At 52.1% G+C, this 13,939-nt stretch carries 12 protein-coding genes; 3 read left to right on the top strand and 9 right to left on the bottom strand.

Going from position 1 to position 13,939, the window contains the following annotated elements; translation table 11 throughout:
* Window positions 1-3: 3 nt before the first annotated feature.
* Window positions 4-693 carry a response regulator gene (locus EDM59_RS03990; protein WP_122922419.1) on the bottom strand — a complete coding sequence of 230 codons (690 nt, stop codon included), beginning with the start codon at window positions 691-693 and terminating at the stop codon, window positions 4-6.
* Complete coding sequence (locus tag EDM59_RS03985) at window positions 659-2,299, bottom strand: ATP-binding protein (protein ID WP_122923363.1); 1,641 nt, start codon at window positions 2,297-2,299, stop codon at window positions 659-661. Before EDM59_RS03985 ends, EDM59_RS03990 begins: the two co-directional genes overlap by 35 nt.
* 203 nt (window positions 2,300-2,502) lie before the next feature.
* Between EDM59_RS03985 and EDM59_RS03980 the strand changes: the two genes are divergently transcribed.
* A complete protein-coding gene (locus EDM59_RS03980; RefSeq protein WP_122922418.1) occupies window positions 2,503-3,993 on the top strand; it encodes an NCS1 family nucleobase:cation symporter-1 in 1,491 nt (496 codons plus the stop codon).
* Window positions 3,994-4,061: 68 nt separating this feature from the next.
* On the opposite strand, the gene EDM59_RS03975 is transcribed toward EDM59_RS03980, so the two are convergent.
* From EDM59_RS03975 to EDM59_RS03950, 6 genes are all read right to left on the bottom strand, one after another.
* Window positions 4,062-5,774: a methyl-accepting chemotaxis protein gene (locus tag EDM59_RS03975; RefSeq protein WP_122922417.1), complete on the bottom strand. Its 1,713-nt coding sequence runs from the start codon at window positions 5,772-5,774 to the stop codon at window positions 4,062-4,064.
* Window positions 5,775-5,871: 97 nt separating this feature from the next.
* The gene (locus EDM59_RS03970; RefSeq protein WP_122922416.1) at window positions 5,872-6,396 is read right to left on the bottom strand and encodes a hypothetical protein; all 525 of its coding nucleotides are present in this window, start codon (window positions 6,394-6,396) and stop codon (window positions 5,872-5,874) included.
* An 88-nt stretch (window positions 6,397-6,484) separates the two neighbouring features.
* On the bottom strand, window positions 6,485-7,375 hold the full coding sequence (locus tag EDM59_RS03965) for a nitrilase-related carbon-nitrogen hydrolase (RefSeq protein WP_122922415.1): 891 nt from the start codon (window positions 7,373-7,375) through the stop codon (window positions 6,485-6,487).
* Between the two features lie 29 nt (window positions 7,376-7,404).
* A complete protein-coding gene (hydA, locus tag EDM59_RS03960; RefSeq protein ID WP_122922414.1) occupies window positions 7,405-8,790 on the bottom strand; it encodes a dihydropyrimidinase in 1,386 nt (461 codons plus the stop codon).
* Between the two features lie 100 nt (window positions 8,791-8,890).
* Window positions 8,891-10,168: an NAD-dependent dihydropyrimidine dehydrogenase subunit PreA gene (gene preA / locus EDM59_RS03955; protein ID WP_122922413.1), complete on the bottom strand. Its 1,278-nt coding sequence runs from the start codon at window positions 10,166-10,168 to the stop codon at window positions 8,891-8,893.
* A gap of 38 nt (window positions 10,169-10,206) precedes the next feature.
* Complete coding sequence (locus EDM59_RS03950; RefSeq protein ID WP_122922412.1) at window positions 10,207-11,553, bottom strand: NAD(P)-dependent oxidoreductase; 1,347 nt, start codon at window positions 11,551-11,553, stop codon at window positions 10,207-10,209.
* A 201-nt stretch (window positions 11,554-11,754) separates the two neighbouring features.
* Here EDM59_RS03950 and EDM59_RS03945 point away from each other — a divergent pair, with 201 nt between their 5' ends.
* On the top strand, window positions 11,755-12,267 hold the full coding sequence (locus EDM59_RS03945) for a hypothetical protein (protein ID WP_122922411.1): 513 nt from the start codon (window positions 11,755-11,757) through the stop codon (window positions 12,265-12,267).
* A gap of 9 nt (window positions 12,268-12,276) precedes the next feature.
* Window positions 12,277-12,675 (top strand): hypothetical protein, encoded by a 399-nt coding sequence (locus tag EDM59_RS03940; protein ID WP_122922410.1) that lies wholly within the window; start codon window positions 12,277-12,279, stop codon window positions 12,673-12,675.
* 24 nt (window positions 12,676-12,699) lie between these two features.
* Here EDM59_RS03940 and EDM59_RS03935 read toward each other — a convergent pair whose 3' ends face one another.
* On the bottom strand, window positions 12,700-13,869 hold the full coding sequence (locus EDM59_RS03935) for an iron-containing alcohol dehydrogenase (RefSeq protein ID WP_246010956.1): 1,170 nt from the start codon (window positions 13,867-13,869) through the stop codon (window positions 12,700-12,702).
* Between the last annotated feature and the right edge of the window lie 70 nt (window positions 13,870-13,939).

Below are 13,939 nucleotides of genomic sequence, written 5' to 3'. Positions count from 1 at the left end.
TCTCTAGGACAAGTACCGATACTTTCTTTCTGGTCTCCCCACTGTCCCGTAGAGCAGGTCGGCGCGGGCTTTTTTCTCCAGAACGAGGTATTCCAAATAGCGCCTTGCTGTGGTTCTGCTGGTTCCGATCACCTTGCCGATCTCTTCTGCCGAGACGCCCTTCTCTCCCGTTCGCCGGATCGCCTGGATCACTTTTTCCAGCGTCAGCAGATCGATTCCTTTTGGCATAGCACTCTCCCGTGTCTTTCCTGCCTGAAGATTTCGGGTCAGAATCCGATCGATTACTTCTTGATCGACTTCTCCAACCTCCTTTGTCCGCCATAAATGCTGGCGATAGCTCTCCAGGCGTTCACGAAACCGTTCAAAAACGAGCGGTTTGACGATGTAATCATACACGCCTCCCCGCAGCGCCTCCTGTACCATATCGATCTCTTTTGCAGCCGTGATCATCATGATATCGACGCTGCGATGATGCTGGCGGACGTGCCAAACCAGTTCAGTGCCGAGCATATCAGGCAAATAAACGTCGAGCAGAACCAGATGCGGCTGCATAAAAGAGAGCAGCTCTTTTGCTTCCGCTCCGTTCGTTGCTGTTGCAATGACGTCGAACCCCTCTATTTTACTGACAAAACGTCTGTTGATATCGATGATCCTCAAGTCATCTTCCACGATCAGCACTTCCACCTTCTGCACCCAGATCCCTCCGTTCCTTGGGGAGTGACACCGTGAATAACGCGCCGCCCCATTCACTTTCTCCTACCAGAATATATCCTTTCATTTCTTGGATAATCCCCTGCAGCTTTGCCAGTCCCAGCCCTCTATGCTCGCCTGGCTTTGTGCTAAACCCATCCTGAAAGATCACTTCTCGCAAATTTTCAGGTACACCCTGCCCGGAATCCTCTACTTCAAACAGGATTTCCGCCTCCGTATCCGACAGATAGCATTCCACCACTTTTCGCTCGACACAAGCTTCATTGACTGCCTCCAAGGCGTTCTGGATCAACGTGCCAAGCAGCACAATGACTTGCTGGCGGTTGATCGTTGGCGGAAGAGACTTCAAGCTGCTGTCTTGATTGATTTGAAACTGAATTTTCAGTTCCTTTGCGCGATTGTGCATCCCTACCAGCAAAGCGCCGATCAAAGGATCAGGTATTTTCTTGGCCAAAAAGAGCATCATTTCCTGCTGCGCCGATGTCTCACTGGTAATCAGTTCGACTGCTTCCTGAATCGAACCTAGCTGCAAAAGACCGGAAATCGTATACAGCAGATTGTGAAACTCATGGGTCTGTGCGCGCAGCACCTCCGCATAGCGGCGCGTTTGCGATAACTCGGACACGAGCTTGTCGATCTCAGATTTGGGGCGGAAGCTGCTGACGACACCGACGATCTTGTCTCCCAGCCTCATCGGAATACGGTTCACGATGATTTCTTTCCCTACGAGTATCGTCTCTCTATCCAATTGATGCTCGCCTGTTTCAAGCACGTCCGGCATACGGCTGTCCGGCAAAACCTCCGTGATTTCTTTGCGGTGAAAATCTTCATTTGGAAGCTCCAAAATGCGTATGGCTGCCTTGTTCATCATGGTCACCTTGTTGTTTCGGTCGATGGCCACGATCCCTTCCCGCACAGATTCCAGCACCGCATTGCGTTGAATATACAAAGCGGCGATCTCTTCCGGCTCCAGCCCCAGTATGACTCGCTTTAAATAACGGCTAACACCAATCGCACCCACAACGCCGAAGACCAGCGCCAGAATAATGATCAGAACGACCTTCTCCTGATAAGCCCCGATCGCACTCTCAATATCCTCGAGCAAAAATCCAACAGAAACAATGCCGATGACATCCCCGTTGTCATTTTTGATCGGGACCTTCCCGCGCAGCGATGGCCCAAGACTCCCCACCGCCTTTGAAATATAGGACTGCCCGTACAGGAGTCCCTGCTCATTGTCACCGCCGACCATTTCCTTCCCGATTCGATCCGGCAGCGGATGGGCGTACCGAATTCCCTCCCGATTGCCCACAACGACAAATTCCGCCTCTGTCTGCCTGCGTATATTTTCCGCGATCGGCTGAATCAGAGCGGACGGATCCTTTGTCGCAATAGCATTGCGCAGCTCGGGGTCATTCGCCACGATTTTAGCTACGCTCAGTGCCTTTTTTCCCAGCTGTTCCTCAATCGATGATCCAATAATTGAAGCAAAGACCGCTCCCATTGACCCAATAATCAGAATAATGACGAAAGTAAATAGCACAATCATTCTGGTTTGCAAGGACAATCGCAATTTGGTTGTTGTCACAAAATTCACCTCTTGGAACATAGTACCATCTTCTCCTCGCTTTCCGATAGCTTGCTCTATGCGCTCCGCTCCAGCGCGAGGATTCGTGAAATTTGTGGAATTTGGTCTTCTCGTCCCCAATATAATGTTACAACTTGTATTCGAGACAAACTGGGGCTTTTGTCCGAGTACCAGAATCACTACTGGAAAAGGAGGGATTTGCTGTGAAAACCCAAGCGGAATCGAATGGCATCGTTACGCTGACAGGCGAAGGTGAGAAGCTGGTCAAGGATAGCCCACTCTATAACGAAGGGCTGCGGCCAACTACCCGTGCCGAACACTCGTGGACAGCGTATAACTTTGCCAGCCTGTGGATCGGGATGTCGATCTGTTTGCCCACTTATGCCATGGCTGCGGGCTTAATCTCCCTCGGCATGAACTGGTGGCAGGCGATCATCACGATCATCCTGGGGAATGTTATTGTCCTTATTCCGATTCTCCTCAACTCCCACGCAGGCACAAAATTCGGAATCCCGTACCCTGTTTTTGCCCGTCTCTGGTTTGGGTCAAAAGGAGCACATATCCCAGCGGTTGCCCGTGGCTTGATCGGGGCGGGATGGTTCGGGATCAACTGTTGGTTCGGCGGAGCGGCAATCGATACGCTGCTGATGTCCATGACAGGCTGGGAGCATGTCCCCGGGCATTTGTGGATTGCCTTCTTTGCCTTCTGGCTGCTGAACGCATGGATCGCCTATCGGGGACCTGAAACCATCAAGAAAATGGAGGCCTGGGCAGCTCCAATCCTTATCATCATGAGCCTGGCTTTGCTGGTATGGGCATTGACAAAAGCAGGTGGCTGGGGACCAATGCTGTCCGCGCCATCCAAATTCACTTCCTCTGGGGAGTTCCTGAAAGTCTTCTTCCCTGCCTTGACTGGTGCCATCGCATTCTGGGCGACAATGGCACTGAACATTCCCGACTTTTGCCGGTACGCGAAGAGCCAAAAAGCCCAAATCATCGGGCAATCCTCTTCCTTGCCAACCACGATGGGAGGCTTCTCCTTCATCGGGGTAGCCGTAGCGTCTGCTACTGTCGTCATTTACGGAGAAGCGATCTGGGATCCAGCAGCGGTCCTAGCCAAATTCTCTCCGTTTGCCATTTTCCTGGGAACGATCGGGATCATCCTCGCCACTCTCACTACCAACGTCGCGGCGAATATTGTTGCCCCTGCCCGTGCCGTAGAAAACCTCGCTCCGCGCAAGCTCACGTACGAGCATGGCGCTATCATCGCCAGCGTAGTTTCCTTGTTGATGCAGCCCTGGTACATCCTCGAAAATTTCGGTAACTACATTTTCTTGTGGCTCGGCACGTACGGCGCGCTGCTAGGTCCGATTGACGGGATTGCCATCGCTGACTACTGGCTGGTCCGCAAGAGAAGAATTCACCTCACCGAGCTTTATAAGACCAATGGGATCTACTCCTACAAGACCGGCTATAACACCCGTGCTCTTTGGGCCATGGCAATCGGGATCGTCATTCCCTTCGTCTGCAAGTACGTCCCTGCTCTCTCGATTATCTGGGACAATGCTTGGACAGTCGGCCTGCTCATCTCCCTGGCCATCTACACCTGGATGATGCGAAATGATTCTACGATCATGAGCGTGAAGGACTACGAGAAGGTCACAGCACGTACAGGAGAATCGAAAGCCTCTTAAATCCGCTATCAAAGCAAAAGACTGGCAAATCCTCTGAGGGATGCCAGTCTTTTGCTTTTCGAGTCTTTCTACCATTTGAACTGACTGATGGATTCTTGCAGCTCGTGGGAGAGTTTGTTCAGATTGTTGCTGGAACGTGCAATTTCCTGCATGGAAGCTACCTGCTCTTCTGCTCCGGCAGAAACGCCTTGCGTATGCAGGGCAGCTTCTTCGGCCAGTCGATTCATTTCGTCCATAGCGGATGCCACTTGTTGAACGCTGGCAGACATTTGCTCCGTTGCTGCCGATACGTCCTGGATTTGATCCGCGACTTCTTGGGAAGAAGCAACGATTCGTTGGAAGGTCACTCCTGCTTCCTGTACAACGATCGCTCCTCTTTCGGCTTCCTTCGTTCCATCCTTCATCACGTGCACAACCTGCGTCGTCTCTTGCTGAATTTCTCCAATCAAGCGAGCAATTTCCAAGGCTGATTGTTCTGACTGCTCAGCCAATTTCCGTACCTCATCGGCAACTACGGCAAACCCTCTGCCATGTTCACCTGCACGTGCCGCTTCGATCGCTGCGTTCAAAGCCAGCAGATTCGTTTGGGAAGCGATGCCGGTGATCACATCGACGATTTGCCCGATTGCTTCCGAGCGCACCCCGAGCAGTTGAACGAGTTCTGCTGCACGATTGACGGATTGCGAGATGGAATCCATCTGGGATACGGCTTTTTGAATGTGCGCATTTCCTTGTTCTGCTTCTACTGCGGCCTGCGCGGATGTTTCAGAAACAGAGCTGGAGGTGTCGGCAATTCGCTGGATCGCGATCGACATCTCTTCCATGACACGTACACTTTCTTGCGTCCGTTGCGTCTGTACCTCCGATGCGCTTGCGATTTGCTGAACACTTTCAATCGCTTGCTCAGAAGCATGTGCGGATTGCTCTGCACTGGCCGAAAGCTCCTCAGAGGAAGCGGCTACTTGCTCCCCTGCTACTTTTACTTGTTCAATCAAGGAACGGAAATTATGGACGAGATCGTTAAAAGCCACTCCCAGCTTCCCAACTTCGTCGCGAGTCACATAACGGACAGGCTCTACTGCCAGGTTACCTTGGGCGAGCTCTTCCATTCGTTTGGCCACGACACGCAAAGGCTCGGAAATCATGCGAGAAATCAAGTATCCAAGGGCCATTGCGATCACGAGGCTAAGAACACCGACTCCAGCCAGCAGCAGCTCTGCGTTTTTGGAATCTGCTTCATTTGCCTGACGAATTTGTTCGGCTTGCTGCGACTTGTAATTCGCCCAAGTCAACTGCTCCTGATTGATCCAATTCAGAGTCTTGTCGGTAGCGCGATAAAAGGAATAGGCCTGGTCCGTTTGCTGTGCACTGATCATCTTGATCACTTCGCCCTGATCTCCTCGATACTGGTTGAGGAGTTCATTGAGCATGTTGGCGCTCTCCTGCTCCGTTTTATCGAGTTCGGCCGACTTCAAGTTTTCAAAGATTAGGTTTGCGGCATCCATCCGTTGGTCCAGCTCTGCTTTGTACGCTGCATAAACAGCTGGCGAGGGATCGAGAATCATTTTGTACACTAAGCCGTCAATCGCTCTCATCTCTTGACGCCAATCATTAATCCATTTGACAGGCAGCAGCTGATCCTTGTACATCGACTGAATACGGTCACTCGCAACTTGCAAGTGGTAATAGCCAGTGAAGCCTACCCCTACCAAGAATACAGCCATCAAAATGATTAGGCTAAACAGTTTTGCTCTCGTGCTTACATTCCGAAAGAGACTCATCGTTGTTTGGCGATCCTCCTGTTCATGGTGCAATAAAAGTAGAAAAAGCTCGAATATTGTCTAATCTTACCAAATTAAGACAGACAAGTCGATAGTCTTAGGTTATTTCACTCAGATCCACAACCGACAAAATGGAAATTTCGTGAATTTGCTTATCAGGTTGATAGCAAACATAGTAAGTTAGTTCTGGACTGATCCTGTACTGTAGTCCTGCATACCCTTCTGCTAGCAAATAGGAACGTACCTCGTCTCCTGTCCACTCCAGCCATTCCCGATACCCCATAGAATCGGATCGATGCACCAATGTCTCCATGGAATACCTCGCGCGCAGTACATCGGTACGCAGCTCATTTTCGCCATAACGCTCGTCCAAGCGCAGCAGTCCGGTCACATCTACTTCCTGGCGCAAGATGGCTGCTTTGTCCCATACCGTTTCGGCATGACAAATGGCATACTGTGCCGCGACCTCCGGATTGCTAACCAAGTATACGCCTGAACCAAAAACTGCCTTCGCGCTTGCCCCATTGACAAAATGCCTGCGCTCCTCGCGCTCATACCGCCCCGAGCGAACGACTCGCAACGCCTCTTTATATTCCACACCCCGATACACGATTTGCCTCATCCCGGTATTCTCCTCACGTTCCAGTGATAGGAGCTACTCTTTCATGCGAAAAGGAGGAAGACGCTAGGTAGGCGTCTCCCTCTCCTCATCAAGGCAGAAGTTTAACCATGTCATCATACGTCTCTGGACGGCGGTCTCTGTAGAACTGCCAGGTATCGCGGACTTCGTGAATCTTGTTCTTATCCATTTCCGCGAGAATGATCTCATCCTGATCACGGCTTCCGACAGCGACAAATTGTCCCCGCGGGTCCACCAGATAGGACTGCCCATAAAATTCGCCCATGTTCCATGGCGCTTCCATTCCGACCCGATTGATGGCGGCGACGTAATATCCATTGGCTACGGCATGTGCAGGCTGTTCCAACTTCCACAAATATTCGGAAAGTCCCGCCACTGTTGCAGAAGGGTTGAAGACAATTTCAGCTCCGTTCAACCCCAAGAGACGTGCACCTTCTGGAAAATGGCGATCGTAGCAGATGTAGACACCCACCTTGGCAAAAGCCGTATCAAACACCGGGTAGCCTAGATTGCCCGGCTTGAAATAGTACTTTTCCCAGAAGCCCCATCCGTTGTTCCCCACACCTACATGGGGAATATGCTGTTTTCGGTATTTGCCCAAGTACGTTCCATCAGCGTCAATGACGGCAGCCGTGTTGTAGTAGGTCCCGATTCCTACCCGCTCGTATACAGGCAGGATCATGACTGTCCCCAGCTCCCGTGCCAATGAGCTGAACAGCTGGACAGTCGGCCCATTTGGCACTTCCTCGGCTGCCTCATACCATTTCGCGTTTTGCTCGGAGCAGAAGTAAGGACCGTAAAAAATTTCTTGAAGGCAGATGATCTGCGCCCCTTTACTAGCAGCATCTCGCACCATTTTGATGTGCTTTTCGATTGCCTTCTCTTTATGGAGGTGAACGGGTTCGTCCCCATTCACATCGTTTTTTGCCTGGATCAGTCCGATGCTTACTTTATTTACCATCCCATCCCTTCTCCTCTCTATTCCCTCTCTTACGGACGTGTAAACCTCGAACGTTTCAAATAGCGTCCTGCACCCGCTTGACCGACAAACTGTTTATCACGAACGACGAAGGAGCCTCGCGACAAGACGCTTACCACTTCCCCTTGGACTTCCATTCCCTCAAACGGGTTGTAGTCTACATTCATGTGATGGGTGCTTGCGGAAATCGTTCTTTTCACGTTGGGATGAAAGAGGACGAGGTCAGCGTCCGATCCAACCGCTACCGTCCCTTTTTGCGGGAACATCCCGAACAGTTTCGCCGCTTTTGTCGAGGTGAGATCCACCAGCTGGTTCAAGCTGATCTTTCCTTTCTGCACCCCTTCGGAAAACAGCAGGGTTAGGCGATCTTCAATGATCGGGCCGCCGTTTGGAATTTTCGTAAAATCATCGCGTCCCAGTTCTTTTTGCCCCACGAAGTTGAACGGACAATGGTCAGAGCCCACCGTTTGCAGGATGCCGTTCTTCAAGGCGCTCCAGAGGACTTCCTGATTCCATTTTTCACGAAGCGGAGGGGACCAGACGTACTTGGCACCCTCAAAATCCGGGCGATCCAGGTCTTCGATATCGAGCACGAGGTATTGCGGACACGTCTCCCCGTAAATGTTCCAGCCTTTCTCACGCGCTTCTGCGATCCGACGTACGGCGTCCGCGCAAGAGACGTGCACGACGTACAGCTGCGCGGACGCGAGAGCCGTCAGGGCGATCGCTCGTCCCGTTGCTTCTCCTTCTGCCTCGGGAGGTCTTGTGTAGGCATGGTAGATCGGGTCCGTATTCCCTTCCGCCAATGCCTTCTTGGTCAAATAGTCAATGACATCTCCATTTTCCGCATGGACTTGAACCAGCGCTCCGATTTCCTTTGCACGTATCAGCGTTTTGAACAAGGTCTCATCGTCAGCCATCAGAACGTTTTTGTAGGCCATGAACACTTTGAGCGAAGTAATCCCTTCATTGGCCACAACGGACGCAAGTTCATCCAGCACCTGATCGTTAGCATCGGAAACCATCAAGTGAAAGCCATAGTCGATGACCGCTTTTCCACGCGCTTTTTCGTGCCAGGTAGCAATCGCGGATTGAAGTGACTCTCCTTTATTTGTCAGGCAGAAGTCGACGATGCTCGTCGTTCCGCCAAATGCTGCAGCCTTGGTCCCTGTAAAGAAGTTGTCGGAGGTCACCGTTCCGCCAAAAGGCATGTCGAGATGCGTATGGGGGTCAATCCCACCCGGCAGTATGTAGCAGCCGGTGGCATCGATCTCCTCTGCGCCAGCGGTATCGAGGTTGTACCCGATCGCGACGACCCTCTCCCCCTCGATCAGCACGTCTGCCTGGTACGTATCCGCTGCCGTTACAACCGTCCCGCCACGAATCCACTTTTTCATCCTTGCCCCTCCCCTGTTCTTTTTCTGCAGCCAGATTGAGACACAGCTTTTCCGTACAGGCTATGCGCCTATTTGGGAAAAGATTACGAACATCTGGTACTTATGTCTCAGCCGTCCCTTTTGCAGCCAGTGCAGCCTGCCGTTGATTCCAGCTGAGTGGCGGCAAGTCGCTCGGAATTTCGACCATTTCGATCGTTCCCTCCACTGGACATACGATGGAACAAAGGTTGCAGCCCACACAATCCTCTTCGCGTACGACGAGCCGCTCCGCCCCCGTTGCCTCGTCCTTCAGGATGTCGATACATTGATGGGAAGTATCTTCACAGGCGATATGGCACTTGTTGCAGTTGATACAGGTCTCTTCGTGAATCCGGGCAACTACTTTGTAGTTCAGATTGAGATGGCCCCAATCCGAGTAGGTGGGTACAGCCTTGCCGACGATGTCCATAACGGAGGAAATCCCTCGTTGATCGAGGTAGTTGTTCAGCCCGTCGATCATGTCCTCCACGATTCTAAAGCCGTGATGCATGGCAGCCGTACACACCTGGACGCCAGTCGCACCCATCAGCAAAAATTCCACGGCATCCCGCCAATTGGAAATGCCCCCAATGCCGGAGATCGGCACGCCAACCTGAGCGTCGCGAGCGCATTCCGCCACCATGTTCAGAGCGATAGGTTTTACTGCTGGGCCGCAATAGCCGCCATGTGCGCCTTTTCCATCTACATGAGGAATGGGCAGCCAGCGATCCAGGTCGACTCCCATCAAGCTGTTGATCGTGTTGATCATACTGATCGCATCCGCGCCGCCTAAAGAAGCAGCCCTGGCCGTGAAACGAATGTCCGTGATATTCGGCGTCAGCTTGACGATAACGGGCGTCTGCGCTACTTCCTTTACCCATTCCACCTGCTGCCGGATCAGATCGGGATGCTGACCGACTGCCGAGCCCATCCCCCGCTCCGCCATCCCGTGTGGACAGCCGAAGTTCAGCTCCAAACCATCGACGCCGATAGCCTCTACCTTTTTCACAATTTCATGCCAAGCCTCTTGCTTGTGCTCCACCATCAACGAAGCGATGAGTGTATGCTTCGGAAAACGCTTTTTGGTCTCATCCATTTCCTTTAGATTCACTTCCAGCGGTTTGTCGGTAATGAGCTCGATGTTGTTAAAGCCGAAAACGCGCTGTCCCCCAAAGTTCAGCCCTGCAAACCGCGAAGTCACGTTGATGATAGGCTCCCCCAAGGTCTTCCAGACAGCTCCGCCCCAGCCTGCTTCAAATGCCCGTTGCACTTGGTAGCCGGAGTTTGTCGGCGGTGCCGATGCTAGCCAAAAAGGATTGGGCGATTGTATGCCAGCCAGATTGATAGATAGATCTGCCATTTCCTCTCTCCTCCTTACGCGTGAAATTTCTGCAACGCTTACACAGGCTGCTTTTGGTCTGTCAGCGTTTTGTGAATGGCATGCGCCGCTCGTCTGCCATGGTTGGCTGCATCGACTACCATCGCATCGGTCTTTCCGCCGCCGAAAATAATGTCGCCCGCTGCGAACACTTTCGGGTTACTCGTCCGATAGGTGCCGTCCTCTACTTCGACGATGCCTTTGTTGTGCTCCAATTGAAACGCATCGATCAGGGGTACTAGCCTTCTCTGCCCGATTGCTTTGACCACGAAATCGGCTTCGATCACATACTCACTGCCGGGAACAGGCACGGGGCGCTTTCTTCCTTTCGCATCCGGCTCGCCCAGCTCCATCCGGATCAGCTCCAGCCCTTTCACCGTGCCGCCTTCCCCGATCACGCGAGACGGGGCCACCAGCCAACGGAATTCCACCCCATCCTGTTTGGCAAACTCATATTCGAACTGATAACAGGACATTTCATTCACGGTACGTCGGTAAAGGATCTGGACATTGTCGGCTCCCAGCCTCTTGGAACAGGTAGCCGCGTCGATCGCCGTATTGCCCGCGCCAATGACGACTACTTTCTTCCCGACCATTTTGTCCGTCAAGGCTTGGGTCTTCGTCTCTTCCACCAGCGTAATTGCGTCCAGCACGCCTTCCAGATTTTCGCCCTCAATCTGCAGGTCAGGTACAATCCCCATCCCTGCGGCAAGCAAAACGGAATCGTAGTTCGCAAGCAAGTCCTCGGCACTCACATCTACGCCAATTTGGGTATTTGTCTTGATTTCCACTCCAAGGTCTTCAATCTGCTCGACTTCCCACAAAGAAATTTCCTGGGGCAAACGGAAGGAGACGATCCCGTACGTATTCAGCCCGCCTGCCTTTTCCTTCGCTTCGTACACCGTGACCTGATACCCCAGCCGCGCAAGCTCCCGTGCCGCTGATAAGCCAGCCGGTCCCGCTCCGATGATAGCGACACTCTTTCCATTCGCTTCGCCTTTTTGGAACAGCTTCGCCTTGTTTTGGATGGCCCAGTCCGTTGCATGTCGCTGCAGCAGGCCAATCATGATCGGCTTGGATGCATGGTTCAGTACACAGGCGCCTTCGCAAAGCTCCTCCGTGGGACAGACGCGGGCGCAGCTTGCCCCTACAGGATTGGAATCCATAATCGTCCGAGCCGAGCCAAACAAATTTCCTGTCGAGATCTTCTTAATAAACGACGGAATATCGATGGAGGTGGGACAGGCCTTGATACAGGGGGCGTCATAACAATACAGGCACCGATTGGCTTCATCGATGGCTTCCTTCGGTTTTAAAGCAGGGACCACTTCTTTAAAGTTGCTCTGCAGATCATGCGGAACGCCCATTTTTCACAACCTCCTTGCCCATTCTTTTAAAAATAATGTGCTTGCTATTAATCAATGTGAGAATGAATGATTTTATGATTGTTACATTTCCTCTCGAAATACAAACGGGACGCAATCATTCATGGACGCGTGGAATGATTGATTTCATTCACGAATAGGGATAAACAAACGAGATGGTTATGACAGTGAGGCGATCTACCCATGAAAGACTACGAGCAGCAAATCGCTCGCATACGAAATCAACTGGCTCAGCTGAGCGAACAGCTGGTCCAGCTCGAAGCCGAGCACCTTGCCTTTTGCGAACAGCAGGAGCGTCGCTTGTCGTATCTCTCCTCAAGAGAGATTCTGGACATACTGGAAGCTCGTCAAGGGAGACATGGCAGCATGGCTACCATCAAGCGCTGGGCGGATAGCGGTTATCTAGGAGAGGTCATTGACGAACGCGAGGCTTTTCCTTTGCTGGCCAGCAAACAGGGAAACAAGCGATTCTTGTACCCGCGCGAAGCGGTTTTTCGATTTCTGCACGAGAAAGGGTTGTTTGAGCCTGCTTTCGATATACTGGATCGGGTCCGTCTCCGCTCTCCCTCTGGGCAAGTTGGAGCTTTGGTTACCTCTATCGAGAGAGACGGTGATCGCTTTACCTATCAAGTCCAACTAGAAGAAACGGGAGCTGTCCTGACAGCCATTGACGAGAACGACTTGCTACTCCCGTAAGGAGGCCTTATGGAACTGGCAGCGATTACTCTGGAAAACACGGTTCCTAATCAGGAATTATCGCGACGGATACGAGATTTCCATAAAAAAAAGGGGCAGCCCCTCGCCATTCGGTTTAGCGAGGAACTGACCCATATCATTTTGGAAGCACCCTGCCTCTACGTTCCTGCTCCACAGCAGCTAGATGACAAAGCCATCGTGGACGGACAAGTACGAAAAAGTGCTGAGTACTTTGAAATTCATCCGAAAAGCAAGGGCAAAACGATCAACCTGCATCTGGACTCCGAGCTGGTGGCAGAATTGGAAATGATCCGATCGCGCGTAAGCAGCAAAACCCAGTCAGAGGTCATTCGGGAGCTGTTTATCCGCGGAATGCGCTCCTATCTGAGAGAGGAAGAAGAAACATAGTCTGTCAGGAAGGCTGTCCGGCGCTCACGCCATTTGTGTTGTCGTCAGCTCGTATTCGTAGCTGCGCCGATACAACTGTACAATCTCTTCGTGCGTGGGCACGAGCGGATTGTTTGCAGGACTTCCGCTTGCGAGCGCATCCGCTGCCATTTTGGGCAATGCTGCTTCCAATGCTTCTTTATCGATTCCCCACTTCTTCAAGTTGGGGATGTGCAGTCGTTTGCACAGCTGTTTCATCTCTACGATGGTATTCTCAGCCGCTTCTGAGACAGATTGGCTTTTCCACTCGGGATGCAGCATATGTCCGATGCTTGCTAGTCTTTCGACGGCACTCTCTTTTGTATAATCCAGCACGACGGGCAGCAGCATTGCATTAGAGATGCCATGCGGTACGTGAAAGAGCGCACCAATGGGTCGGGACATTCCGTGAACCAACGTAACAGAAGCATTGGAAAAGGCTGCGCCAGCCAGCATGGAACCCAGCGCGACCTTTTCTCTGGCCTCCATGTCCTGCCCATCCTGATAGCTGCGCTGCAAATGGCGGAGGATCAGCTCCATAGCCTTGAGCGCGAGCATATCAGTCACGGGCTGAGACTTGCGGGAAAGATAAGCCTCAACCGCGTGGCACAGGGCATCAATCCCCGTAGCGGCTGTCACAGCTGGTGGGCACGATAAGGTCAAAACAGGATCGACGATGGCGACCACAGGTAAAAGCTCTGGCTGGGAAATCATCATCTTTACTTGCGTCTTTGTATTGATGATCACTGTAACTTTGGTCACTTCCGAACCTGTTCCTGCTGTTGTCGGGCATGCGATCAGCGGGAGAGGCTTTGCGGAAAATGGTTTCTGCCCTCCCATATAATCTCCGATGTACCCTTCGTTCGTCGCCATGCATGCAACTGCTTTTGCCGTGTCGATGCAGCTCCCTCCCCCGACAGCCACAATCACGTCACAGCCTTCCTGCTGGCAGACCGCGAGTGCTTCCTCCACATGGATGTCGGTCGGCTCTGTTTCAATTCCCGTATAGGTGGCGTAGGCCAAACCCTGTTCCGCTACATACGTCTCGCAAAGGGCCACATTTCCCACTTTCACCATGATCGGATCACTGATGATCAATACCTTTGCTCCCAGCTGTGCTGCCTGTTTGCCGACCTGTGAAAACGAGTCTCGACCGTACAAGATTTTTCCTGGCATTTGCAGCTGATAATATCCCTCGAACAAAGAGCCCCACCTCACTCCTGGCATGATTATTTTCCTTTCCATT

Source organism: Brevibacillus nitrificans, assembly GCF_003710965.1.
In the GTDB taxonomy this organism is placed as follows: domain Bacteria; phylum Bacillota; class Bacilli; order Brevibacillales; family Brevibacillaceae; genus Brevibacillus; species Brevibacillus centrosporus.
This window is presented reverse-complemented; position numbering and strand designations above follow the sequence as displayed.